This is a genomic window from Cupriavidus pauculus, from assembly GCF_008693385.1.
GTDB lineage: Bacteria > Pseudomonadota > Gammaproteobacteria > Burkholderiales > Burkholderiaceae > Cupriavidus > Cupriavidus pauculus_D.
This window is the reverse complement of record NZ_CP044065.1, coordinates 2,838,619-2,860,716: the sequence shown is the minus strand read 5'-3', so window position 1 is coordinate 2,860,716 and position 22,098 is coordinate 2,838,619. Positions and strand designations below refer to the sequence as shown.

Below are 22,098 nucleotides of genomic sequence, written 5' to 3'. Positions count from 1 at the left end.
ATGAAGCTGTACAGCTACTTTCGCAGTTCAGCTTCGTTCCGGGTACGGATCGCGCTCGCGTTGAAGGGCCTGCCCTACGACTACGCGCCGATCCACCTGCTCAGGGAAGGCGGCCAGCAGCTGAAGGCCGACTACCGCGCGATCAATGCCGATGCCGTGGTGCCGACGCTGATGGTGGATCAGCAGCCGCTGATCCAGTCGATGGCGATCATCGAGTACCTCGACGAAACGCACCCGCATCCGCCGCTGCTGCCGGGCAATCCGCTCGAGCGTGCGATCGTGCGGGGCCTCGCGCAGGAGATCGCGTGCGAGATCCACCCGCTCAACAACCTGCGGGTGCTCAAGTACCTCAAGAACGAACTGGGCGTCGGCGACGAGGCGAGGGATACCTGGTATCGCCACTGGGTGGAGCAGGGCTTTGCCGCGCTCGAGGTCAATCTCGAACGCGTCGGCCATGTGGGGAAGTTCGCGTATGGCGATACGCCGACGCTGATCGACCTGTGCCTGGTGCCGCAGGTGTTCAACGCGAATCGGCTGAAGGTGGACATGAGGCGCTATCCGCTGATCTCGCGGATCAACGAGGCGTGCCTCGAACTCGAGGCGTTTCGCAACGCCGCGCCCGGCGCGCAGCCGGACAGCGAGTAAAAAAATCCCCGGGTTCTCCGGGGATTTTTTTAACCTAGCAAAGCGTCCGCGAATTCGTCGGCCCTGAACGGCTGCAGGTCCTCGACCTTTTCTCCGACACCGATGAAATAGACCGGCACCGGACGCTGGCGCGCGATGGCGGCGAGGATGCCGCCCTTGGCGGTCCCGTCGAGCTTGGTCACGATGAGGCCGGTCAGGCCGAGCGCGTCGTCGAACGCGCGCGTCTGCGCGAGCGCGTTCTGCCCGGTGTTGGCGTCGATCACGAGCAGCACCTCGTGCGGGGCCGAGGGCATCGCCTTGCCGATCACGCGCTTGACCTTCTTGAGCTCTTCCATCAGGTGCAGCTGCGTCGGCAGCCGGCCCGCGGTATCGGCCATGACGATATCGATGCCGCGCGCGCGGGCTGCGTTCACCGCGTCGAAGATCACGGCGGCCGGGTCGCCGCTTTCCTGCGCCACCACCATCACGTTGTTGCGCTCGCCCCAGATCGTCAGCTGCTCGCGCGCGGCGGCGCGGAACGTATCGCCGGCGGCCAGCAGCACGGACTGTCCGTAGTTCTGGAAGTGCTTGCAGAGCTTGCCGATGCTCGTGGTCTTGCCGGCGCCGTTCACGCCCGCGATCATCATCACGAGCGGCTGCTCGCGGCCGAGCGCCATCGATTTCTCGAGCGGACGCAGCAGGTCGATCAACAGCGCGCGCAGCGCGGCCTTGACGCCCTCGGCCGTTTCGATGCGCTCGCTCTTCACGCGGCGGCGCAGCTCGCCCAGCAGGTATTCGGTGGCCTCGACCCCCGCATCGGCCATCAGCAGCGCGGTTTCCAGTTCCTCGAACAGTGCCTCGTCGACCTTCACGCCGACGAACAGCGTGCCGATATTGCGGCTGGTCTTGGAGAGGCCCGCGCGCAGCCGCGTCATCCAGCCGCGCTTGGCTTCGGCGGTGGGGGCCGGGGGCGGCGTGAGTTCGAGTTCCTCCACAGCGGCGGGAGCCACCATGGCGACTGGCGCCGGGGGAGGGGGCGGCACCTGGGCCGGGACGGGCACGGGAACCGGCACTGGCGCAGGCACTGGCGCAGGCACTGGCGCAGGCACCGGGGCGGGCGTCGGGATCGGGGTCGGTGTCGGAACAGGCACGGGCACCGGAGCCGGGATCGGCGCGGGCGCAGGCGTGGGCGCAGGCGTGGGTGGGACGGCCGGCGCGGGCGTCGGCGCGGGTGCGAGGGTGGGGGGCGGGGCGACGGGGGCTGCGACCGGCGGCTCGGCGGGCGCAGGAGCCGGTTCGGCCTTGCGCTTCTTCCAGAAACTAAACATTGGGAAAGGGGTCACAATACCCGGTAGAATCAATCGCCAAAATTTTAGCAGACGGGGTCGCATGAACCATTGCGCTGTCTTTTCCGCCGAGCCTTCCGCCGCCGAGTCTTCCGCCGAGGTCCCTTCTGTCGGCCGCCCTTCCATCGGCCGCACCGGCAACAACGCCGACACCCTGCGCCGAAAGCTTTCGCGGCGCGTCGTTCCGACCCTGATCGCCCTGGCCTTTGCCAGTCCGGCGTTCGTCCAGGCGGCGGAACCCTTGCAGGCGGTCAACGCGCCCGCGCCGCAGGCACCGCCCTCGGGCGCCCGCACCGCGGCCGCGATCGGCCAGTCCTCGGAGGCGGGCACCTCCGAATTCACGCTGTCCAACGGCATGCGCGTGATCGTCAAGGAAGACCATCGCGCGCCGACCGTCGTCCACCAGATCTGGTATCGCACGGGCGGCATGGACGAGCTCAGCGGCACCACGGGCGTGGCCCACATGCTCGAGCACATGATGTTCAAGGGCACGCCCAAGGTACCCATCGGCGAGTTCTCGCGCCAGATCGCGCTGCTCGGCGGCCGCGAGAACGCGATGACCAACCGCGACTTCACGCTCTATTACCAGCAGATCGGCAAGCAGTACCTGCCGAAGATGATGGAGCTCGAGGCCGACCGCATGACGAACGTCATCTTCAAGAAGGATGAGTTCGAGCGCGAGATGAAGGTGGTCATGGAAGAGCGCCGCCTGCGTACCGACGACTCGCCGCGCGGCAAGGTCTACGAGCAATTGCTCGCCACCGTGTACACGGCCATGCCGTATCGCCACCCCGTCATCGGCTGGATGGACGACCTCGTGAACATGCGCGTGGAGGACGTGCAGGCCTGGTACCGCGAATGGTACGTGCCGAACAACGCGCTGCTCGTGGTGGCCGGCGACGTGAAGACCGACGAGGTGCGCAAGCTCGCGGAGCGCTACTACGGCAAGATCAAGCCGCGCGCGCTGCCGCTGCGCAAGACGCAGCTGGAGGCGGCGCAGCAGGGTATCAAGCGCATCTGGGTCAAGGCGCCCGCGCAGAACCCGTACATCGTCCTCGCCTACAAGGTGCCGCGCCTGCATGACGTGGAGAAGGACGTCGATCCGTACGCGCTCGAGGTGCTCTCCGCCGTGCTCGATGGCTACGACAACGCGCGGCTCAACCGCGAGCTCGTGCGCGAGAAACGGCTGGCCGACGATGTGAACGTCGGCTACGACAGCATCAACCGCGGCGAATCGATCTTCGTGCTCGACGGCATTCCGGCCGACGGCCATACGACCGAGGAAATCGAGAAGGCGTTGCGCGAAGAGGTCCAGCGCATCGCGCGCGATGGCGTGTCGGAGGAAGAACTCAAGCGCGTGAAGGCCCAGGTCATCGCGGGGCAGATCTACAAGCGCGACTCGGTCTTCGGTCAGGGCATGGAGATCGGCGTGGCCGAGATCGCGGGCATTCCGTGGCAGCAGATCGACCGCATGCTGGACAAGATCAAGGCCGTCACGCCGGCACAGGTGCAGGCCGTGGCCGCGAAATACTTCAGCGACGACAACCTTACCGTGGCGACGCTGCTGCCGCAGCCGATCGACCCCAACAAGCCGAAGCCTTCGCCGGCGGCAGAAGGCCTGCGCCACTGAGCGCGGCAATAGCCTCCCTTTTTTACGGAACGGGTCTTTAAGGAACTGTGATGTCCCGATATTCGCGTCAACTTGCCCGCGCGGCGCTCGGTGTAGCAATGATGGCGGCCGCGTCGTTTGCGCACGCCGCGATTCCCATCGAGAACTGGACCGCGTCGACGGGGGCGAAGGTGTTCTTCGTGCCGAGTCCGTCGATTCCGATGCTCGACGTCAATGTCGATTTCGATGCGGGCAGCCGTTACGATCCACCCGGCAAGGCGGGCCTGGCCACGCTGACCGCGGCGCTGCTCGACAAGGGCGCGGGCGCGCAGGACGGCCAGCCGGCCCGCAACGAAGCGCAGATCGCGGACGCGTTTGCCGATACGGGCGCCGACTTCGGCGGCTCCGCGGGCGGCGACCGCAGCGGCGTGGGGCTGCGTACGCTGACGGCCGAGCCCGAGCGCGACCAGTCGATCAAGCTGGCGAGCCAGCTGATCAAGGCGCCGACGTACCCCGATGCGGTGATCACGCGCGAGAAGGCGCGGCTGGTCGCGGCGATCCGCGAGGCGGACACGCGGCCCGGCACGATCGCCGACAAGACGCTGTCGAAGACGATCTACGTGAACCATCCGTACGGCGTGACGGCCACGCCCGCGTCGGTGGAGTCCATCACGCGCGACGATATCGTGAAGTTCTGGCGCGACAACTACAGCGCCAGCCGCGCCGTGGTCACGCTGATCGGCGCGATCGACCGCAAGCAGGCGGAGGCGATCGCCGAGGATCTCACGCGCGGGTTGCCCGCCGGCGTCGCCGCGCCGAAGCTGCCCGACGTGCAGATGAAGATCGCGGCCAGCGAGCAGCGTATTCCGCATCCGGCGCAGCAGGCGAGCGTGGCCATCGGCGCGCCGTCGATCGCGCGCGGCGATCCCGACTACTTCGCGCTGCTCGTCGGCAACTACGTGCTCGGCGGCGGCGGCTTCAGCTCGCGGCTGACCGACGAGGTGCGGGAAAAGCGCGGCCTGACCTATGGCGTGGACAGCTACTTCGCGCCGGCCAAGCAGCCGGGCCCGTTCGGCATCACGCTGCAGACCAAGAAGGAGAACACCAACGAGGCGCTCGCGCTCGTGCGCCAGGTGGTGGCGAAGTTCGTGGCCGAGGGCCCGACCGATGCCGAACTGCGCGCGGCCAAGGACAACCTCGTCAACGGCTTCCCGCTGCGCATCGACAGCAACCGCAAGCTGCTGACCAACGTGGCCAATATCGGCTGGTACGGTCTGCCGCTCGATTACCTCGATACGTGGACCGCGCAGATCGCCAAGGTCACGCGCGACCAGGTGCGCACGGCATTCCAGCGCCATGTGCATCCCGAAGGGCTTGCCACCGTGGTCGTGGGCGGTCCGGAAGGGAATCCGTCGGCGGGCAAGTAAAAGGATTGGCCGACAGGCTCTACAATCCTGTCATGACTTCGCGTAACGCATCCCAGACCCGGGGTGGTGCGGATGGCGCATCCGGCGCTTCCACCACCTCCGAACCTCCCTCCCGCCCGCCTGTCGCGAAAGCGCCGCGCGGGCGCACCGCCTCACCCCGTCCCCGCCAGACGCCAGCCCAGGTCCGCATCATCGGCGGCCGCTGGAAGCGTTCGCTGCTGCCCGTGCTCGAGGCCGAAGGGCTCCGGCCCACGCCCGATCGCGTCCGCGAGACGCTGTTCAACTGGCTGGGTCAGGATCTGACCGGCTGGCATTGCCTGGACCTGTTCGCGGGCTCTGGCGCGCTCGGCTTCGAAGCCGCCTCGCGCGGCGCGGCCGCGGTCACGCTCGTGGAAACCAATCCGCGCGTGGCGCGCCAGTTGCGCGACAACCAGTACCGCTTCGACGCGGCGGGCGTGAAAGTGGTGCAGGGCGACGCGTTCGCGGTGGCCGCGCAGATGCCGGCCGCCAGCTTCGACGTGATCTTCCTGGATCCGCCGTTCGCCGAAGACTGGCTCGGGCCCGCGCTCGAACATGCGGCCCGGCTCACCCGGCCCGGCGGCGCCGTCTATGTGGAGACCGATCGCGCGCTGATCGGCCCCGACGCGCCGGTTCCCGCGGCGCTGGAGATCGTGCGTCAGGCGCGCGCGGGCGCGGTCCATTTCCATCTGCTGCAACATCGCCAGCCCGGACAGACCGCGTAGACCGGGGACCTTGTCATCAAGGATTTTGGCGTTACACTACGCCGCTGTTGTTTCTTTAGAGCGGTCTCCCCAAGGAGGAAGTATGGTCATCGCGGTTTACCCCGGTACGTTCGATCCCATGACCCGGGGGCACGAGGATCTGGTCCGCCGTGCGTCGAACATCTTCGACGAGCTCGTGGTCGGTGTCGCGCACAGCCCCAACAAGCGTCCGTTCTTCTCGCTCGAGGAACGGATCGGCATCGCGCGCGAGGTACTGAACCATTACCCGAACGTTCGCGTCGAGGGCTTCTCCGGCCTGCTCAAGGACTTCGTTCGCAAGAACAATGCGCGCGTGATCGTGCGCGGCCTGCGCGCGGTGTCCGACTTCGAATACGAGTTCCAGATGGCCGGCATGAACCGCTATCTGCTGCCCGACGTCGAGACGATGTTCCTGACGCCGTCCGATCAGTACCAGTTCATCTCTGGCACGTTCGTGCGCGAGATCGCCGTGCTGGGCGGCGACGTGAGCAAGTTCGTGTTCCCGTCCGTCGAGCGGTGGCTCAAGGAGAAAATCGGCAAGGCCGAATAGGAATAGAATGGAGCCTGCGATTCGTGAGGAAGCGGCCAGTCGGGCGCGCGCGGATTGCCGGAAGGAAACACCATGGCGCTACTGATCACCGACGACTGCATCAATTGCGACGTTTGTGAACCCGAGTGCCCGAACGAAGCGATTTCGATGGGGCCGGAGATCTACCAGATCGACCCCAACAAATGCACCGAATGCGTGGGGCATTTCGACGAGCCGCAATGCCAGCAGGTTTGCCCCGTCGCATGCATCCCGAAGGACCCGAACCGGGTCGAGACGCACGAGGTGCTGATGCAACGCTACCGGCTGCTGACGGCAGCCAAGCATGTGGCCTGAAGGCCTTCGATTCGGCACCGGATATAACGATATCCCCGTCCCAAAGCAAAAACCCCGCGCGGCGCATGCCGAGCGGGGTTTTTTTCTTCAGGCGGCGCTTAGACCGAACGCGTCAGCCCGCCATCCACGCGCAGGTTCTGGCCGGTGATATAGGCCGCGCCATCGGACGCGAGGAACGCGATCGTCGCGGCAATCTCCTCGCTGGTGCCGTAACGCTTGAGCGGCACGCTGTCGCGGCGCTGCTCGGTGGCCGGCAGGCTGTCGATCCAGCCCGGCAGCACGTTGTTCATGCGGATGTTGTCCTTCGCGTGCGTGTCCACGAAGATCTTCGTGAAGGCCGCCAGGCCCGCGCGGAACACGGCCGAGGTCGGGAACATCTCGCTCGGCTCGAACGCCCAGGCCGAGGAGATATTGATGATCGTGCCACCCTGCTGACGCTGCATCACGGGCGTCACCAGCCGCGTGGGGCGAATGACGTTGAGCAGGTAGGTGTCCATGCCGCGATGCCAGTCCTCGTCCGAGATATCGAGGATGGGGCCGCGCGGACCGTGGCCGGCGCTGTTGACCAGCGTATCGATGCGGCCCCAGCGCGCGAGTACCGCGTCGACGAGGCGCTGCAGATCGTCGCTGGACTGGTTCGAGCCCGTGATGCCGAGTCCGCCGAGCTCCGCGGCGAGCGCCTCGCCTTTGCCCGACGACGACAGGATGCCGACGTGATAACCGTCCGCGGCAAGCCGTCGCGCGGCCGCCGCGCCCATGCCGCTGCCCGCGGCCGTCACGATCGCTACCTTCTGTGTTGCCGTCATGCGAATTCCCCCGTTAGCGGTTGGTATGGAGCGCCATCATCGCGCGTTCCGACTCGCCGCGCGCGAGCAGGCCGAGCGGGTCCATGGCGCGATCGATCGCTTCGTCGATCGCCTGCTGCTCTTCCTTGCGCGGCGGCTTGAGCACGAAGTTGACGACGTCCTCGCGGCCGCCCGCGGCACCGCCGGGCAGATTGCGCGGATGGCCCACGCCGAGGCGCAGGCGCCAGTAGTCCTGCGTGGTCAGATGCGCGGCAATGTCCTTCAGGCCGTTGTGGCCGCCGGAGCCGCCGCCGCGCTTGAGCTTGACCGAGCCGGGCGGCAGGTCCATCTCGTCGTGCGCGACCAGGATCTCGTCCGGCAGGATCTTGTAGAAGCGCGCGAGCGAGACGACCGAGAGTCCCGAGCGGTTCATGAACGTCGAGGGCTTGAGCAGCCAGATATCCTGGTCCCACAGCCGCGCGCGGCCGGCCAGGCCATGGAAGCGGCCTTCCACGCGCAGCGTGGTGCCGCCCATGCGGGCGAGCTGATCGACGAGCCAGAAGCCCGCGTTATGGCGCGTGGCTTCGTATTCGGCCCCGGGGTTCCCGAGGCCCACGATGAGCTTGATCATGCGAAATGTCGGTGGGTGTGTCGTGCGGCCTCAAAGCATACGTGAAACCGGGCACGAAAAAAAACCGCCGGCAAGCCGGCGGTTTTTCTGGTGCAAAGCGGGAGCTCAGGCAGCCGGCGTTTCGCCTGCGGCAGCATCGCCCTCGGCCGCTTCCGACACGCCGCCAGCCGGCAGCGAGATCGTGGCGACAGCCGGGTTTTCGTCGCCGTGGGTGATCACGGTCACGCCCTTCGGCAGCTTGATGTCCGACAGGTGAACGGTCTGGTTCAGTTCCACGTTGGCCAGGTCCACTTCGATGAACTCGGGCAGGTCGGCCGGCAGGCACGACACTTCCAGGTCGTTCAGGATGTGGTTGATGATGCCGTGGCCCAGCTTCACGCCAGGAGCGGTTTCCTGGTTCATGAAGTGCAGGGGCACCTTCACGTGGATCTTGTCGGTTGCCGACACGCGCTGGAAATCGACGTGCAGCACCAGCGGCTTGAACGGGTGCAGCTGGAATGCGCGCAGCAGGGCCTTCTCGGACTTGCCTGCCACTTCCAGGTCCAGGATCGACGAGTGGAACGCTTCCTTCTTCAGGGCGTGCCACAGCGCGTTGTGATCCAGTTCGACCATCTTCGGTTCGGCGGCGCCGCCGTAGATGATGCCGGGGGTCTTGCCGGCGTTGCGCAGGCGGCGGCTCGCACCCGTTCCCTGTACGCTACGCTCGAAAGCGATAACTTTCATTGTCTAACTCCAAATGTTCCAGATGTGAATAAGGCTGTCCGCGACCAGACAGCCTTGGGAAGCACATTGGGGACCGAAATCCGGTCCCCAATGCATAAAAACCAGTAAAGCCCGCGATCTTATCAGGAATCCGCGAAGAGCGACATGATCGAGTCGCCCTTGATGATGCGGGTGAACGTCTCGGCCAGCAGCGGTGCCGTGGACACCTGACGGATCTTGCCCGAGCTGAGCGCCTCGTCGCTGAGGGGGATCGTGTCGCAGACCACCACTTCGTCGAGTTCGGACGCCGCGATACGGGCGGCCGCGCCACCCGACAGCACCGGGTGCGTGCAGTAGGCGAACACCTTCTGCGCGCCACGTTCCTTCAGCACCTGGGCCGCCTTGCAGAGCGTGCCGCCGGTGTCGATCATGTCGTCCATGATCACGCAGTTGCGGCCATCGACTTCACCGATGATGTTCATCACCTCGGCCACGTTGGCCTTGGGACGACGCTTGTCGATGATCGCGAGATCGCAGTTCAGTTGCTTGGCCAGTGCACGCGCGCGGACCACGCCGCCGACGTCCGGCGAGACCACGAGCAGATCGCCGTAGTTCTTCTCGCGCAGGTCGCCCAGCAGCACCGGCGATGCATAGATGTTGTCAACGGGGATGTCGAAGAAGCCCTGGATCTGGTCCGCGTGCAGGTCCATCGTCAGCACGCGTTCGACACCGGCAACCTCGAGCATGTTGGCCACGACCTTGGCCGAGATGGCGACACGCGCGGAACGCGGACGGCGATCCTGGCGCGCATAGCCGAAGTAGGGCATCGCGGCGGTGATGCTGCGTGCCGACGCGCGCTTCAGCGCATCGACCATCACCATCAGCTCCATCAGGTTGTCGTTGGTCGGCGCGCAGGTGGACTGCAGCACGATGACGTGCTTGCCGCGAACGTTTTCCTGGATTTCGACCTGGACTTCACCGTCGGAGAAACGGCCCACAAGCGCCTTCCCGAGCGGAATGCCGAGGTGCTGTACGACAGCCTCCGCGAGTTTGGGGTTGGCATTGCCGGTAAATACCATCAAGCCTTCGCTGCTCATTCGGGGCACCTGTCTTGCTGCTGGGGGAGTTGTTGCTGGCGGCCGCCGGGGGCGGCGGCTACGTCAGCTGACTTGCGGTCCATGGGGACACTATAGGAAGTAATGGCAGGGGAAGAAGGATTCGAACCTTCGAATGCCGGAATCAAAATCCGGTGCCTTGACCAACTTGGCGACTCCCCTACACAACCTTTCATCACCTGTCGTCACGCTCTACTACCACGTCACGCCAGACGAAAACTTGCTATGCGAAAGCTGCGAGCGGATGTTGCGACAAACTCTTCGCACATCTGCCATCCCACTCGGACGGCAACCGATCCAGCACCTGCTGCGCTGTCTGCTCATCGTCGAAACGGGCAAACACGCAGGCTCCGGATCCGGTCATCCTCGCATGCGGACTGTATTGTCTCAGCCATGCAAGGGCTCGGGCAACCTCGCCGAACTTCGCTGTCGCCACCGCTTCCAGATCGTTGCGACCGAAAGCAAACTTGTTTGTGTGAGCAGCGAAGTCCGCAATTATGGAGATAGGAGAATTCCTTGTCAAGCGCTGATCCGAAAAAATTGCAGCGGTCGGGACATGCTCGCGAGGGTGAATCACGACGAACCAGCTCTCGGGTAAATCGACCGCGGTCAGCGCCTCGCCGATGCCTTCCGCAAACGCGTTCCGGCCGAATACGAACACCGGCACATCGGCACCGAGCGCGAGGCCGATCTCCATCAGGCGCTCGCGCGTCAGGCCCAGTCCCCACAGATGATTCAGCGCGAGCAGCGTGGTGGCCGCATCGGACGAACCGCCCCCGATGCCGCCCCCCATCGGCAGGTGCTTGTCGACAGCGATATCGACGCCGAACGGGGTCCCCGTTGCGGCCTGCAACGCGCGCGCCGCGCGCACCACGAGGTCCGTGTCGGCGGGCACGCCCGCGATCTCGGTCGTGCGCGCGACGAGGCCATCCTCGCGCCGGTGGAAATGCAGCGTGTCGTTCCAGTCGATCAGCTGAAAGACCGTTTGCAGCAGGTGATAGCCATCGGCGCGGCGGCCCGTCACGTGCAGGAACAGATTGAGCTTGGCCGGCGCCGCGCAGTCGCGCAGGTCCGGCGGCGGCAGCGTTGCGGAAGAGGTGTGAGTCGCGGTCATGCGGGAATGAATTATTGTGCGGCCGGATCGATGACGAGGCGCACGGTCAGCGGCGATTCGCCGGTGTCGCGCGCGAGGTCGATGCGGCGCGGCCGCGCGGTGGTCACGGCGGTGCCCTCGGGCGGCTCCTGCCAATCGACGTAGCGCACGGTCCAGCCGTTCTGCGTCAGCGTATCGAGGCGGCCCTTGGTGTCGCGCGTGGCATTCGCGGGCGCGCCCGCGGCGGGGCGGCCGTGGATCCAGTCGCGCAGGCCCGACACGGGCAGCGCGAATCCGAGCGATTGCTCCATCAGGCTATCGACCTCGGGCGCGTTGCGCGGCGCCTCGTTGGGCAGGTCCAGCGTCGCGCCCGACGGCGTCGATGTGATCACGGCCAGCGTCTGGCCGAGCGGCGAGACGAGATCGAGCCGCACGTTGCGGCCCTGTTCCTGCCACCGGAAGCTGCCCTGCACGCCTTCGTTGCGGCCATAGCGCACGTAGTTCGCGGCAAAGCGCCCGGAATAGTTTTCCGTGCGGGCCGTCTCGCCGGCATCGAAGGTGCGGGTCGGAGTCACGCTCGCGCAGGCGGCGAGCCAGAGCGGGGCGGCCACGCAGAGCAGGGCCAGGCGTCGGGAACGGAGCATCTCGGATGATAAGGGGTCGGTAGCGCCAGCGTGCGCGCCGGAATGACTGCGGCACGCCCGGCACCTGGGGCGCCGGGCGTGCCGCACGGGATTACTTGGACAGCAGCAGGTTCTGATTGTAGCGGCGCAGCGTATCGATCAGCGTCTGGTTCTCGGGCTCGATCTTCGCGGCCTCGTTCCAGGTCTTGCGTGCTTCGTCCTGCTGGCCGAGCTGCCACAGCACCTCGCCCAGGTGCGCGCCGATTTCCGCCTCGGGCGCTTTCGCGTAGGCATTGCGCAGCAGATCCGCGGCGGGCTGGAGTTCGCCCTGGCGGAACTTGACCCAGCCGAGGCTATCCATGATGTACGGATCGTCGGGGCCGAGTTCGGTCGCGCGTTCGAGCAGCTTGCGCGCTTCGGGCAGCCGCTCGTTGCGGTCCGCCAGCGAATAGCCGAGCGCGTTGTAGCCCTGCTTCTGGTCGGGCTGCATCGAGATGACCTTGCGCAGGGCGACCTCCATGCTGTCGTAGCGCTTCTCGCGTTCGTCGAGCATGGCGAGTTCATACAGCCAGTCCGCGTTGTCGGGTTCCGCCTTGACGCGTTCGGTCAGCACCTTGCGCGCGCGGTCGTAGGCCTTGCTGTCGATCAGCATCGACACCTCGGCCTGACGGATCGCGCCCATGCGCTGCGCGCGTTGCGCCGGATCGGGAATGTCCTCGGACTCCGCCATCATCTCGCCGAACACGGCCTGCGCGTCGTCGAGCTTGCCGAGACGGCCGAGCAACTGCGCGCGCTTGGCCTGCGCGGCCGGTGCGAGGCGGCCGTCGTCGATGCGGTCGAGCCACTGGATCGCGCCGTTGTAGTCCTTCTTTTCCTCGGCGATCTGCGCGAGGTACTGGAACGCGACGTCCGGGTTCGCGGCCGGCGACTTCTCGGCCATCTGCAGGTATTCCTTCAGATAGCGCTCGGCGTCGTCATAGCTGCGCGCCTGCAGGCTGGTCAGCCCGAGCGCGAGCGGCACGCGCGGATCGTTCGGTGCGACCTTGCGCAGCGCCTGGAACTGGTCGCGCGCGGCGTCCATGTCGTTCTTCTGCAGATACAGGCGCGCGAGCGTGATATGCCCGTTGACCGACGACGGCGACTTGGCGAGGAATTTCTTCAGCCCCGCGATCGCCTCGTCCGGCGACTGCTCGGCTCGCATTTCCGCGACCGCCAGCGCCGCGGCCTCGAAGTCCGGCTTCAGGCGCAGCGTCTCGTCGAGTTCCTTCAGCGCGCCGGCCGAATCGCCCGCGGCTTCCTTGGCCCGCGCGAGCGCGAAATGCGTCTCGGGCAGCTTTGTGTCGTTCGCGGTCAGGCGCTGGAGCACGGCCACCGCGCCGGCGGGGTCGCTCGTCCGCGATAACTGTTGCTGAAGCTGCAGGATCGCTTCGGCGCGATGCGCCGAGGGTGCCGCCGCGAGCTGCTGCGCCAGCAGCGGCTCGGCTTCCTCCCAGCGTCCGTTGAGCACCAGCAGCGTCGACAGCACCTGACGGGCCGCCGCCGACTTCGGCGCGAGCTCGACCCACAGCCGCGAGGCGTCGAGCGCCTGCTGCGAGATGCGCGCATTGAATGCGATTTCCGTCGCGCGTTGCGCCAGGCGGGGGTCGCGCGTCGAGCGCGCGAGGTCCAGGTACGTGCGATAGGCGGTGCCGACGAGACCACGCTGCAGCGAGATTTCCGCCGCGAGCACGCGGTACATGATGTCCGGCGTCAGCGTGACGTTGGGCAGCGGGGTCCGCGGGGCGCGCGATGCCGGCGCGACGGACGAGGGCGGGGCGAGCTCCGCATCGTCGTCGGACTGGGCGAGCAGGCCGGGCAGGGGGGCCGCCGGGGCGAACGTGGAAGCGGGCGACGCGGGGGGTGCCGCGAATGCCGGTGCCGGTACCGTGAGCGACGCGAGCGATCCGAACGCCAGGAGCGCGGCCGCGGCCAGCGCGCGGGCATGGCGCAGAACTGGCATATGGGGCGTATGGGCGGCAATGCGGGCAACGCGGGCGATGCGGCGAGCGCGCGAACGCGGCTCGCCGATGTTGGCGGTGGTGATCATCGGGATGAATTCCGGGCGCATGGCCTATTTTGGGGACGAACGGGACAAATCGGCGAACGGGACAAACTATGCTCCGGCGCACGCGGCGTCAGGAATGGATGAGAGGCATTGTAGCCTGCCGCTACAATGCCCTGCTTGCCAGCGGTGCGGCGTTGCGTCTGACAGCACGCACATCGGAAACCGGGGGCCTGCGACTTGGAGCGTCGCGGCGGGCAAGAGGTTCTGTACCAGTTTCCACAACAAAAGGTTTTTCAGAGGTTTTTCGCGATGCCCGAGTTACCGGAAGTCGAAGTCACGCGCCGTGGATTGCTGCCGCATGTGGTCGGACGGCGCATCGTGGAGGTGACGGTGCGCCATCGCGGCCTGCGCTGGCCCGTGGATCCGGAACTGGAGGCATTGCTCGCCGGACGCGTGATCGCGCGCATCGAGCGCCGGGGCAAGTACCTGCTGCTCGAATGCCTGCCGGCGGAAGGGAGCGCGGCCGAGCCGGGCTGGCTGCTGGTACACCTCGGCATGACCGGCACGCTGCGCGTGTGGCCGCAGGCGCCCGCGCCGGGACCCCACGACCACCTCGACCTCGTGCTTGCGGGGCCGACGGGCGAGGGTGGCGATATCGTGCTGCGCTTTCGCGATCCGCGCCGGTTTGGTGCAATCCTCTGGAGCCCGCTGCCGGAGTCCGAACTGCCGAGCCATCCGCTGCTCGCCAACCTCGGTGTCGAGCCGTTCGACGCGCGATTCGACGGCGGCTGGTTCCACCGCCATACGCGCGGCCGCTCGGCCGCCATCAAGACCGTGCTGCTGGCCGGCGACATCGTCGTCGGCGTCGGCAACATATATGCATCGGAAAGCCTGTTTCGGGCCGGTATTCGTCCGACCACGCCGGCCGGGCGTATCAGCCGGGAGCGGTACGACAGGCTGGCCGTGGCCGTACGCGAGACGCTGGCCGAGGCCATCGCCCGCGGCGGCAGCACGCTGCGGGATTTCGTAGGCAGCGACGGCAACACGGGCTACTTCCAGCTGGACTGCCTTGTCTACGACCGGACCGGCGAGCCATGCCGCGTATGCGGCACGCCGATCCGTCAGATCGTTCAGGGCCAGCGCTCGACCTTCTACTGCCCCCACTGCCAGCGGTAGCCGGACGGCCTTCCGGCACGCTTCCTGTTGTTGCAGTTCACGCGCGTTTCACAGGGCGGGGACGGCGCTCGGACATGGCCGATGGCTCGGCGCAACACTCGCGTAATTTGGAGCCATCGAGGGGCGCGAATTCCACAAAATCGCGCCGGAAACATGTATCGTGTGCCCAGATAAAAAAAGTTACAAAAAAGCGTCGGATCCATCAAATCGGAAGGGTCTGACCGAGAGGCGCCTGCCTCGGGTCCGCAGGGTCAACGGGCCACCCGAAGTCGGCGTCGTTTGTGCGCGCAGTGCCATAACACCTAGCCCAAAACAGCAAACGCAGCCGAACACTCCATGACAAGCCTTGCCCATCAATTCGAACAGTATGGCGCCTGGAGAACGGGGGTACTCCAGTCACTAGCGGAATTCCAGTCGTGGTTGCAGCAGTACGACCTGTACGATGCCACCGCCGACGATCGCGTCCAGCGCATCCAGAACGTGCTCAAGAGCGACAGGCTCAAGGTCGCGTTCATCGCCGAGTTTTCGCGCGGCAAGAGCGAGCTGATCAACGCGATCTTCTTCGCCGACTATGGCCGCCGCATTCTCCCGTCGTCGGCCGGCCGGACCACCATGTGTCCGACCGAGCTGCGCTATGACGAAGCCGAGGCGCCCAGCATCCGGCTGCTGCCGATCGAGACGCGCCTGCAGGAAGCCTCCACCGCCGATTTCATGGAGCCTGGCGCCGCTGGCGGCTCCCACTGGACCACGGTACCGCTCGACCCATCCTCGCCCGAGGGGATGCTTGCGGCGTTCCAGCACGTGGTGGAAACCACGCGCGTGACGCCGGCCGTCGCGGAGTCGCTGGGCCTGTATCACGAGAACGACCCCGATGCCGCCTGGTCCGTCGATGCGGACGGCATGGTCGAGATTTCGCGCTGGCGCCACGCGGTGATCAACTTCCCGCATCCGCTGCTGCGCCAGGGCCTTGTCATTCTCGACACGCCGGGTCTCAACGCGATCGGTACCGAACCCGAACTGACGCTGCGGCTGATTCCCGATGCGCACGTGGTCGTGTTCGTGCTGGCCGCCGATGCCGGCGTGACCAAGAGCGACCTCGAGCTGTGGCGCAGCCATGTGGGCGCCGGCCATCGCCGCGGCTGCCTCGCGGTGCTCAACAAGATCGACGGCCTGTGGGACCCGCTGAAGTCCTCGCCCGAGATCGCGATGGAGATCTCGCGCCAGGTCCGCACGACCGCGCAGGTGCTCGGCATCGAGGAACGCCGCGTCTATCCGGTGTCCGCGCAGAAGGGTCTCGTCGCCAAGGTCACGCATGACGAGCCGCTGCTCGCGCGCAGCAATCTCGCGCAGTTCGAGCACGTGCTGTCGGACCAGCTGATTCCGCAGCGCCGCGATATCGTGTCCGATCAGGTGCAGCGCCTCGTGCACGACGTCTCGCGCGGCGCGCAGCAACTGCTGCAGAGCCGCCGCCGCGATATCGTCGAGCAGTTGTTCGAGTTGCGCGGCCTGCGCGGCAAGAACCACGCGATGGTCAAGCACATGCTGCTGCGCGTGCAGGGCGAGAAGGAAGAGTTCGAGCAGAGCATCACCAAGTTCCAGGCGCTGCGCCTCGTGTTCGGCCGCCATAGCGCCGACATCATCAAGGCCCTGCAACTGCGCGACGTGCGCCGCACGATGCGCGACGCGCGCGAACAGATGAAGGAACGCTTCTTCTCGCGCGGCCTGCGCGAGGACATGGAGGCGCTGTTCGATCAGCTGACGGGGCTGATCAAGGAGGCCGACCAGAAGATTGCCGGCCTGCATCAGCTCGTCGATAGCATGTACCGACGCTTCAACGCCGAGCATGGCTTCACGCTGCCCGCGCCCATCCAGTTCGTGACGTCGCGCTATGCGATGGACCTGCAGGAAACGCTGCAGCTGGTCAACAACCACTTCGGCGCCGTGAACATGCTCACGCGCTCGCGGCCGCAGCTCGTGCAGAACGCGTTTGCGACGATGGCGAGCCGCGTGCTCGACAACTTCCGCGATCTCAACCGCGATATCGAGATCTGGCTGAAGTCGGTGATGACGCCGCTGGAGGCGCAGGTGCGCGAGCATCAGAAGCAGCTGCGCCGCCGCGTCGATTCCATCGAGCGCATCCACGAGGCTACCGACACGCTCGAGAGCCGCATCTCGCAGCTCGAGGAAGTGCTCAACGGCCTCGACGAACGCAGCGGGCGCATCGAGGCGTTCGCCAAGGCGATTCTCGAAACGCCGGCCGAGGCGGGCGCGCGCGCGGCCTGACGAGGGAGGGGGTGGGGTAATATCTCCCCCACCTCGTCTCCCTCACCCCTGCCGCACTGTCTCGCCGCATGCCCCGCAAGTCCGCGTCTCCCTTATCCCCCTCCTCGCAAGCGCCGATCTCCGTGCCGACCGATTTCGGCATGCGCGTCGTGAACTGGCAGCGCCGGCACGGCCGCCACGACCTGCCGTGGCAGAACACGCGCGACGCCTATCGCATCTGGCTGTCCGAGATCATGCTGCAGCAGACGCAGGTCGCGGCCGTCATCGAGTATTTCCAGCGCTTCGTCACCCAGTTGCCGACCGTCGCCGCGCTCGCGGCCGCCCCGGCCGACGAGGTCATGGCGCTGTGGGCGGGCCTCGGCTACTACTCGCGCGCCCGTAATCTGCACCGCTGTGCCAAGGCCGTGATGGACGAGCACGGCGGCGTGTTTCCGACCGACCCCGATGTACTGGTGACGCTGCCCGGCATCGGCCGCTCGACCGCCGCGGCGATTGCCGCGTTCAGCGCGGGCGTGCGCTCGCCCATTCTCGATGGCAACGTCAAGCGCGTCTTTGCGCGCGTGTTCGGCATCGAGGGTTATCCGGGCGAACGCGCGATCGAGACGCGCATGTGGCAACTGGCCGGGCAGGCGCTGCCACCGGCGGGCCCGAACCAGGCCGAGGACATGATCGCGTACACGCAGGGTCTGATGGACCTCGGCGCGACCGTGTGCTCGCGCGGCAAGCCCGCGTGCCTCGCCAATGCCGACGCATGCCCGCTCGCGGCCGACTGCGTCGCGCGCCGCGACGGGCTGACCGCCGTGCTGCCGACGCCCAAGCCGCGTGCCGCGATTCCCGAGCGCAGCACCGTCATGCTCGTCATGCGGCATGGCCGCGACGTGCTGCTGGGCCTGCGGCCCGACAGCGGTATCTGGGGTGGATTGTGGAGCCTGCCCGAGATGCCGGTGGACACCGTGCCGTTCGATATCGAAGCGGCCGAGGATGCCGCGCTCGCGCAGGCCCGCGCATTCGGCACGCCGTCGCGCGCGATGCTCGCGGGCGAGCTCACGCATGTGTTCACGCATTTCCGGTTGCTGATTCGCGCGATTCGCGTGGACCTCGACGCGGTCTCGCATGTCGAGGATCCCGCGCGGCGCTGGCTGTCGCTCGATGATCTCGACGCACTCGGGACGCCGGCGCCGGTGCGCCGCCTGCTCGAAGACCAGGCGCGCGGCGGACTGTTCTAGCCTGGACGATTCAGACGATATGGTGCTGCCGCATATAGCGGTGCACGATCTCGATACGCATGCCCGCGTCGGGCAGTTCCATCAGCATCTGCTTGGCCTTGAGCGGAACCGGTAGCAGCTCGCACAGCCGGTTGGCGACCCAGGTGGGATCGTCCCACTGGTACGGCTCCGCGAACGGCATGTTGTCGGGCGACTCCGCGTGGATCGACGAGACGATGCGCCGCAGGGCGGACAGGCATTCGCCAAGCAGTTCGAGCTTGCAGTCGATGATGTCGTCGGGCAGCACTTCCGCGCGCGCCACGAGCAGGCCGTCGTCGCGCGTCTCGTGCGACAGCACGCGAAAGCGCTGGCGCCCGCGTGCCTCGATCAGCAGCACGCCCAGCTGCTCCATGTTGCAATCGACGATTTCGGCCAGGCAGCCGACCGACTCCGGCACGGTGGGATCTTCGGGACGCGCCACTTCCTGACCGCTGGCGATCAGGCATACGCCGAATGCGCTGCCGTCGCGCAGGCAGCCACGCACCATGTCCACGTAACGCTTCTCGAAGACGCGCAATGGCAGGCGGCCATCGGGGAACAGCACCGTATGGAGGGGAAACAGCGGCAGCTCGTCGAGGATGACGCGCGCGGTGTCAGCGTCGTCCGTCGGGACGGAACGGTGAGGAGAAGGCGGATGGGTGGACATGGATAGCCATGGGTGCACGGACCGTGTCGCGCCGCGCGGAGCCACCCATGTCGATCGGAAAACGCCGATCAGCCCGGTGCCAGCTCGCGGTGTCTGACCAGCACATTACCATGTGCCCGGAAGTAGTTGGCAAGTCTTTCCGCGATGAACACGGAGCGATGTTGCCCGCCCGTGCAACCGATGGCAACCGTGAGATAGCTGCGGTTGTCCGCGATGAAACTCGGCAGCCACTTTTCCACATAGGCGCGGATATCTTCCGCCATGGCGAGCACCAGCGGCTGGCTCTGCAGGAAGTCCACCACGGGCGCGTCGCGGCCCGTGAGCGGGCGCAGCGCGAGGTCGTAGTACGGGTTCGGCAGCGAGCGCACGTCGAACACCATGTCCGCATCGCTCGGCACGCCGTGCTTGAAGCCGAACGACTCGAACAGCAGCGTCAGCTGCTGCATATGGCTGTCGCGGATGAGATCCTTGATCCAGCTGCGCAGCGTGTTCGTGCGCACGTTGCTGGTATCGATACGATGGGCCGAATCCGAGAGCGGACTCAGCAGCTCGCGCTCCATCTCGATGGCCTCGATCAGCGAGCGATCGTTGTACACCGGCTCCACGCTGGCCTGCTGCTCGAGCAACGGCGTGGCCTCGGTACGGACGGAGAGCGGATGGCGTCGGCGCGATTCCGAGTAGCGCTGGACGAGCGCATCGGTGTTCGCGGTCAGGAACAGCACCTGCACCTGATGATCGCGTCCGAGGTCGCGTACGGTCTCGGGTAAGCGCGCGAGCGATTCGCGGCTGCGAATATCGGTGGCCACGCCGAGGTGCGTATAGCCCTGGGAGGACAGATAACTCGCGAGATCGGGGATGAACTGCGCCGGCAGGTTGTCGACGCAGTAATAGCCCGCATCTTCGAGGACGTTCAGCGCAACGGACTTGCCGGAGCCGGAGATTCCGGTGATGAGAATGATTCGCATGGCACCCGCAAGGATAGCACCGGGTGATGGCGACGTCATGACATGACGCCGCCATTCGACATCAAGCGGCGGGTTTGGAGAGGCAATCTTTCATGAATGCCTTGTAGTCGTCGCCCTTCTTGCCCTTGCCCTGCTTGCTGCAGGCGGACATCTTTTCCTGCTGCGTCTTGGGCTCGGCGGCGGCCGTGGGCTTGCCCGACAGGCAATCGCTCATGAATTTCTTGCGATCGTCGCCTTTCTTGCCCGTGGCCTGCGTGTTGCATGCCTTCATCCGGTCCTGCTGGCTGTTGCCAGCAGCCGCCGCGGGAGCGGAAGCGCCCTGGGCAAACGCGCCCGTGGCGATCAGCGGGGTTACCAGCACGCACATCGCGATCAGCTTTTTCATGCTTCTCTCTCCTTGGGGGTGGAACCACAGGAAAACATGCGGGCTTTTCATGCCCGTCAACGCACACAACGTGGGCCATGCCGGCGAGGTTGACCGCGCGGCGCCTGTCCGCGACGTTCAGAGCAGCCGGCCCTGCCCGCGCGATACGACATCGGCCTGCATGGCCGCGCGCTGACGGTCCATGAAGTCGCGCAGCGTGTCGATGCCTCGCAGGCGCAGGATCGTGTTGCGCACGGCGGCTTCCACCAGCACGGCGAGGTTTCGGCCGGCCGCCACCTGGATCTTCACCATGTGGATCGGCAGCCCGAGCACGTCGAGGTATTGCGAATCGAGCGGCAGGCGCTCGAATTCGCCGTCGTTCCGGCGCACGAGCTGCACCACGAGCTTGATCTTCATTTTTCGCCGGACCGCGGTTTCCCCGAAGATCGTCTTGATATCGAGGAGGCCCAGTCCGCGTACCTCGAGCAGGTTCTGCAGCAGCGGCGGGCAGCGGCCTTCCACGAAATCGGGGCCCAAGCGCACGAAGTCCACCGCATCGTCGGCCACGAGGCCATGGCCGCGCGAGATCAGTTCGAGGCCGAGTTCACTCTTGCCGAGGCCCGATTCGCCCATGATCAGCACGCCCATGCCGAGAATGTCGAGGAACACGCCGTGCATGGTCACGCGCGGCGCCGAAATGCGCGACAGGTACAGGCGCAGATGATCGATGACCGCGGCCGACGACACGGGCGTGGTGAACAGCGGCGTCGAAGAGCGCGTGCAGCGCAGTTCCAGGTCGGGCGGCGGCTCCATGCCATCGGCCACGACGAGGAACGGCGGCTCGAGCAGGATCAGCTCGCCCATCTGGCGCTTGCGCGGCTCGTCGTCGAGCCGCTGGTAGTACAGGATCTCGGGTTTGCCGAGCACCTGGATGCGGTTCGGATGGATCAGGTTCAAGTGACCCACGAGGTCCGCCGCCGATGTGGCCTCGCGCGCGAACTCGACGTCGAACGCACGGTCGGCGCCTTCCAGTCCGGCCACCCACGAGAGTTTGATATCGGCTGCGTTGTCGTCGAAGATCGACTGCGAGGTGACGCCGGTGAGTTCCATGCGATTACGTGGGGCGGTGGTTGGGAGGGGGCAGGCACCGTGGCTGGCGCCGCTCGGGCGCGCGGATCAGCAGCGGGTAGCCCCGCCGTTCCCGCGGGACCTCATGGGTGCCATTCGGTCAGCAACTGGTGCACCGCCTCGGGCGTGGGCAGGGTTGCGAGCCCGTCGCGCATCTCGCGGTCCGATAACAGCTGTGCGATCTCCGACAGGATTTCCAGATGCTGCTGCGTGGCCTGCTCGGGCACGAGCAGGAAGATCAGCAGCGATACGGGCTTGCCATCGGGCGATTCAAACGGGATCGGCTCGGCCAGGCGCATAAAGCCGGCCAGCGGCTGCTTGAGCCCCTTGATGCGGCCGTGCGGAATCGCGACCCCGGCACCCAGGCCGGTCGAGCCGAGCGATTCCCGCGCGAACAGATTGTCGGTCACGGTGGCGCGTGCCACGCCATGGTTGTTCTCGAACAGGAGCCCGGCCTGCTCGAACACCCGCTTCTTGCTGGTGACGCTGACGTCGAGAGTGATGTTGCCGGGTGGCAGCAGTTTGGCCAAACGATTCATGGGCGATGCGCGGGTATCTTGGGGGTGTAAAGCGTCCGGCCATTATAGAGCAGCGGCATCGGTTCCTTGTGCACCGCAGCGTTGCGCCA

Annotated in this window: 22 protein-coding genes and 1 tRNA gene; 9 read left to right on the top strand and 14 right to left on the bottom strand. The window is 66.4% G+C overall.

Annotated elements, in window-relative coordinates; genetic code table 11:
- A complete protein-coding gene (gene maiA, locus FOB72_RS13095) occupies positions 1 to 645 on the top strand; it encodes a maleylacetoacetate isomerase (RefSeq protein ID WP_150373895.1) in 645 nt (214 codons plus the stop codon).
- A 29-nt stretch (positions 646 to 674) separates the two neighbouring features.
- Here maiA and ftsY read toward each other — a convergent pair whose 3' ends face one another.
- Positions 675 to 1,952 carry a signal recognition particle-docking protein FtsY gene (ftsY, locus tag FOB72_RS13090; protein ID WP_150372908.1) on the bottom strand — a complete coding sequence of 426 codons (1,278 nt, stop codon included), beginning with the start codon at positions 1,950 to 1,952 and terminating at the stop codon, positions 675 to 677.
- 61 nt (positions 1,953 to 2,013) lie between these two features.
- On the opposite strand from ftsY, the gene FOB72_RS13085 reads away from it, so the two are divergent.
- From FOB72_RS13085 to FOB72_RS13065, 5 genes are all read left to right on the top strand, one after another.
- Positions 2,014 to 3,600: a M16 family metallopeptidase gene (locus FOB72_RS13085; protein ID WP_150372907.1), complete on the top strand. Its 1,587-nt coding sequence runs from the start codon at positions 2,014 to 2,016 to the stop codon at positions 3,598 to 3,600.
- A gap of 50 nt (positions 3,601 to 3,650) precedes the next feature.
- Entirely contained in the window at positions 3,651 to 5,006 is a 1,356-nt protein-coding gene (locus FOB72_RS13080) for a M16 family metallopeptidase (protein WP_150372906.1), read from the top strand.
- Positions 5,007 to 5,221: 215 nt separating this feature from the next.
- On the top strand, positions 5,222 to 5,749 hold the full coding sequence (gene rsmD, locus FOB72_RS13075; RefSeq protein ID WP_411859833.1) for a 16S rRNA (guanine(966)-N(2))-methyltransferase RsmD: 528 nt from the start codon (positions 5,222 to 5,224) through the stop codon (positions 5,747 to 5,749).
- Between the two features lie 82 nt (positions 5,750 to 5,831).
- Positions 5,832 to 6,317, top strand: coding sequence for a pantetheine-phosphate adenylyltransferase (coaD, locus tag FOB72_RS13070; protein ID WP_150372905.1), 486 nt, complete (start codon positions 5,832 to 5,834; stop codon positions 6,315 to 6,317).
- 72 nt (positions 6,318 to 6,389) lie between these two features.
- The gene (locus FOB72_RS13065; RefSeq protein WP_109582191.1) at positions 6,390 to 6,650 is read left to right on the top strand and encodes a YfhL family 4Fe-4S dicluster ferredoxin; all 261 of its coding nucleotides are present in this window, start codon (positions 6,390 to 6,392) and stop codon (positions 6,648 to 6,650) included.
- Positions 6,651 to 6,748: 98 nt separating this feature from the next.
- Here FOB72_RS13065 and FOB72_RS13060 read toward each other — a convergent pair whose 3' ends face one another.
- The 8 genes from FOB72_RS13060 to FOB72_RS13025 form a co-directional block, all read right to left on the bottom strand.
- Complete coding sequence (locus tag FOB72_RS13060; protein WP_150372904.1) at positions 6,749 to 7,456, bottom strand: SDR family oxidoreductase; 708 nt, start codon at positions 7,454 to 7,456, stop codon at positions 6,749 to 6,751.
- Between the two features lie 13 nt (positions 7,457 to 7,469).
- The gene (gene pth, locus FOB72_RS13055) at positions 7,470 to 8,066 is read right to left on the bottom strand and encodes an aminoacyl-tRNA hydrolase (RefSeq protein ID WP_150372903.1); all 597 of its coding nucleotides are present in this window, start codon (positions 8,064 to 8,066) and stop codon (positions 7,470 to 7,472) included.
- A gap of 105 nt (positions 8,067 to 8,171) precedes the next feature.
- Positions 8,172 to 8,789, bottom strand: a complete 618-nt coding sequence (locus tag FOB72_RS13050) for a 50S ribosomal protein L25/general stress protein Ctc (RefSeq protein ID WP_109582188.1) — start codon at positions 8,787 to 8,789, stop codon at positions 8,172 to 8,174.
- Positions 8,790 to 8,911: 122 nt separating this feature from the next.
- The gene (locus FOB72_RS13045; protein ID WP_150372902.1) at positions 8,912 to 9,865 is read right to left on the bottom strand and encodes a ribose-phosphate pyrophosphokinase; all 954 of its coding nucleotides are present in this window, start codon (positions 9,863 to 9,865) and stop codon (positions 8,912 to 8,914) included.
- 103 nt (positions 9,866 to 9,968) lie between these two features.
- A tRNA-Gln gene (locus FOB72_RS13040) sits at positions 9,969 to 10,045 on the bottom strand.
- A gap of 61 nt (positions 10,046 to 10,106) precedes the next feature.
- Entirely contained in the window at positions 10,107 to 10,997 is an 891-nt protein-coding gene (ispE, locus tag FOB72_RS13035; RefSeq protein WP_150372901.1) for a 4-(cytidine 5'-diphospho)-2-C-methyl-D-erythritol kinase, read from the bottom strand.
- A gap of 11 nt (positions 10,998 to 11,008) precedes the next feature.
- The gene (lolB, locus tag FOB72_RS13030) at positions 11,009 to 11,620 is read right to left on the bottom strand and encodes a lipoprotein insertase outer membrane protein LolB (protein ID WP_150372900.1); all 612 of its coding nucleotides are present in this window, start codon (positions 11,618 to 11,620) and stop codon (positions 11,009 to 11,011) included.
- A gap of 91 nt (positions 11,621 to 11,711) precedes the next feature.
- Positions 11,712 to 13,598, bottom strand: coding sequence for a tetratricopeptide repeat protein (locus FOB72_RS13025; RefSeq protein WP_223851519.1), 1,887 nt, complete (start codon positions 13,596 to 13,598; stop codon positions 11,712 to 11,714).
- 354 nt (positions 13,599 to 13,952) lie between these two features.
- Between FOB72_RS13025 and mutM the strand changes: the two genes are divergently transcribed.
- The 3 genes from mutM (at position 13,953) to mutY (ending at position 18,328) form a co-directional block, all read left to right on the top strand.
- Positions 13,953 to 14,819: a bifunctional DNA-formamidopyrimidine glycosylase/DNA-(apurinic or apyrimidinic site) lyase gene (gene mutM, locus FOB72_RS13020; protein ID WP_150372898.1), complete on the top strand. Its 867-nt coding sequence runs from the start codon at positions 13,953 to 13,955 to the stop codon at positions 14,817 to 14,819.
- 336 nt (positions 14,820 to 15,155) lie between these two features.
- Entirely contained in the window at positions 15,156 to 17,102 is a 1,947-nt protein-coding gene (locus FOB72_RS13015; RefSeq protein WP_150372897.1) for a dynamin family protein, read from the top strand.
- A gap of 68 nt (positions 17,103 to 17,170) precedes the next feature.
- On the top strand, positions 17,171 to 18,328 hold the full coding sequence (gene mutY / locus FOB72_RS13010) for an A/G-specific adenine glycosylase (RefSeq protein WP_150372896.1): 1,158 nt from the start codon (positions 17,171 to 17,173) through the stop codon (positions 18,326 to 18,328).
- Positions 18,329 to 18,338: 10 nt separating this feature from the next.
- Here mutY and FOB72_RS13005 read toward each other — a convergent pair whose 3' ends face one another.
- The 5 genes from FOB72_RS13005 to ptsN form a co-directional block, all read right to left on the bottom strand.
- The gene (locus FOB72_RS13005; protein ID WP_150372895.1) at positions 18,339 to 19,013 is read right to left on the bottom strand and encodes an LON peptidase substrate-binding domain-containing protein; all 675 of its coding nucleotides are present in this window, start codon (positions 19,011 to 19,013) and stop codon (positions 18,339 to 18,341) included.
- A 68-nt stretch (positions 19,014 to 19,081) separates the two neighbouring features.
- Entirely contained in the window at positions 19,082 to 19,978 is an 897-nt protein-coding gene (rapZ, locus tag FOB72_RS13000; protein WP_150372894.1) for an RNase adapter RapZ, read from the bottom strand.
- A gap of 61 nt (positions 19,979 to 20,039) precedes the next feature.
- Entirely contained in the window at positions 20,040 to 20,363 is a 324-nt protein-coding gene (locus FOB72_RS12995) for a PsiF family protein (RefSeq protein ID WP_150372893.1), read from the bottom strand.
- Positions 20,364 to 20,480: 117 nt separating this feature from the next.
- Positions 20,481 to 21,452, bottom strand: coding sequence for an HPr(Ser) kinase/phosphatase (gene hprK, locus FOB72_RS12990; RefSeq protein ID WP_109582178.1), 972 nt, complete (start codon positions 21,450 to 21,452; stop codon positions 20,481 to 20,483).
- A 101-nt stretch (positions 21,453 to 21,553) separates the two neighbouring features.
- Complete coding sequence (gene ptsN, locus FOB72_RS12985; protein ID WP_150372892.1) at positions 21,554 to 22,009, bottom strand: PTS IIA-like nitrogen regulatory protein PtsN; 456 nt, start codon at positions 22,007 to 22,009, stop codon at positions 21,554 to 21,556.
- Between the last annotated feature and the right edge of the window lie 89 nt (positions 22,010 to 22,098).

Coding starts and splice junctions, on each gene's coding strand:
- maiA (WP_150373895.1), top strand. CDS start 1: ATGAAGCTGTACAGCTACTTTCGCAGTTCAGCTTCGTTCCGGGTACGG.
- ftsY (WP_150372908.1), bottom strand. CDS start 1,952: ATGTTTAGTTTCTGGAAGAAGCGCAAGGCCGAACCGGCTCCTGCGCCC.
- FOB72_RS13085 (WP_150372907.1), top strand. CDS start 2,014: ATGAACCATTGCGCTGTCTTTTCCGCCGAGCCTTCCGCCGCCGAGTCT.
- FOB72_RS13080 (WP_150372906.1), top strand. CDS start 3,651: ATGTCCCGATATTCGCGTCAACTTGCCCGCGCGGCGCTCGGTGTAGCA.
- coaD (WP_150372905.1), top strand. CDS start 5,832: ATGGTCATCGCGGTTTACCCCGGTACGTTCGATCCCATGACCCGGGGG.
- FOB72_RS13065 (WP_109582191.1), top strand. CDS start 6,390: ATGGCGCTACTGATCACCGACGACTGCATCAATTGCGACGTTTGTGAA.
- FOB72_RS13060 (WP_150372904.1), bottom strand. CDS start 7,456: ATGACGGCAACACAGAAGGTAGCGATCGTGACGGCCGCGGGCAGCGGC.
- pth (WP_150372903.1), bottom strand. CDS start 8,066: ATGATCAAGCTCATCGTGGGCCTCGGGAACCCCGGGGCCGAATACGAA.
- FOB72_RS13050 (WP_109582188.1), bottom strand. CDS start 8,789: ATGAAAGTTATCGCTTTCGAGCGTAGCGTACAGGGAACGGGTGCGAGC.
- FOB72_RS13045 (WP_150372902.1), bottom strand. CDS start 9,865: ATGAGCAGCGAAGGCTTGATGGTATTTACCGGCAATGCCAACCCCAAA.
- ispE (WP_150372901.1), bottom strand. CDS start 10,997: ATGACCGCGACTCACACCTCTTCCGCAACGCTGCCGCCGCCGGACCTG.
- lolB (WP_150372900.1), bottom strand. CDS start 11,620: ATGCTCCGTTCCCGACGCCTGGCCCTGCTCTGCGTGGCCGCCCCGCTC.
- FOB72_RS13025 (WP_223851519.1), bottom strand. CDS start 13,598: ATGCCAGTTCTGCGCCATGCCCGCGCGCTGGCCGCGGCCGCGCTCCTG.
- mutM (WP_150372898.1), top strand. CDS start 13,953: ATGCCCGAGTTACCGGAAGTCGAAGTCACGCGCCGTGGATTGCTGCCG.
- FOB72_RS13015 (WP_150372897.1), top strand. CDS start 15,156: ATGACAAGCCTTGCCCATCAATTCGAACAGTATGGCGCCTGGAGAACG.
- mutY (WP_150372896.1), top strand. CDS start 17,171: ATGCCCCGCAAGTCCGCGTCTCCCTTATCCCCCTCCTCGCAAGCGCCG.
- FOB72_RS13005 (WP_150372895.1), bottom strand. CDS start 19,013: ATGTCCACCCATCCGCCTTCTCCTCACCGTTCCGTCCCGACGGACGAC.
- rapZ (WP_150372894.1), bottom strand. CDS start 19,978: ATGCGAATCATTCTCATCACCGGAATCTCCGGCTCCGGCAAGTCCGTT.
- FOB72_RS12995 (WP_150372893.1), bottom strand. CDS start 20,363: ATGAAAAAGCTGATCGCGATGTGCGTGCTGGTAACCCCGCTGATCGCC.
- hprK (WP_109582178.1), bottom strand. CDS start 21,452: ATGGAACTCACCGGCGTCACCTCGCAGTCGATCTTCGACGACAACGCA.
- ptsN (WP_150372892.1), bottom strand. CDS start 22,009: ATGAATCGTTTGGCCAAACTGCTGCCACCCGGCAACATCACTCTCGAC.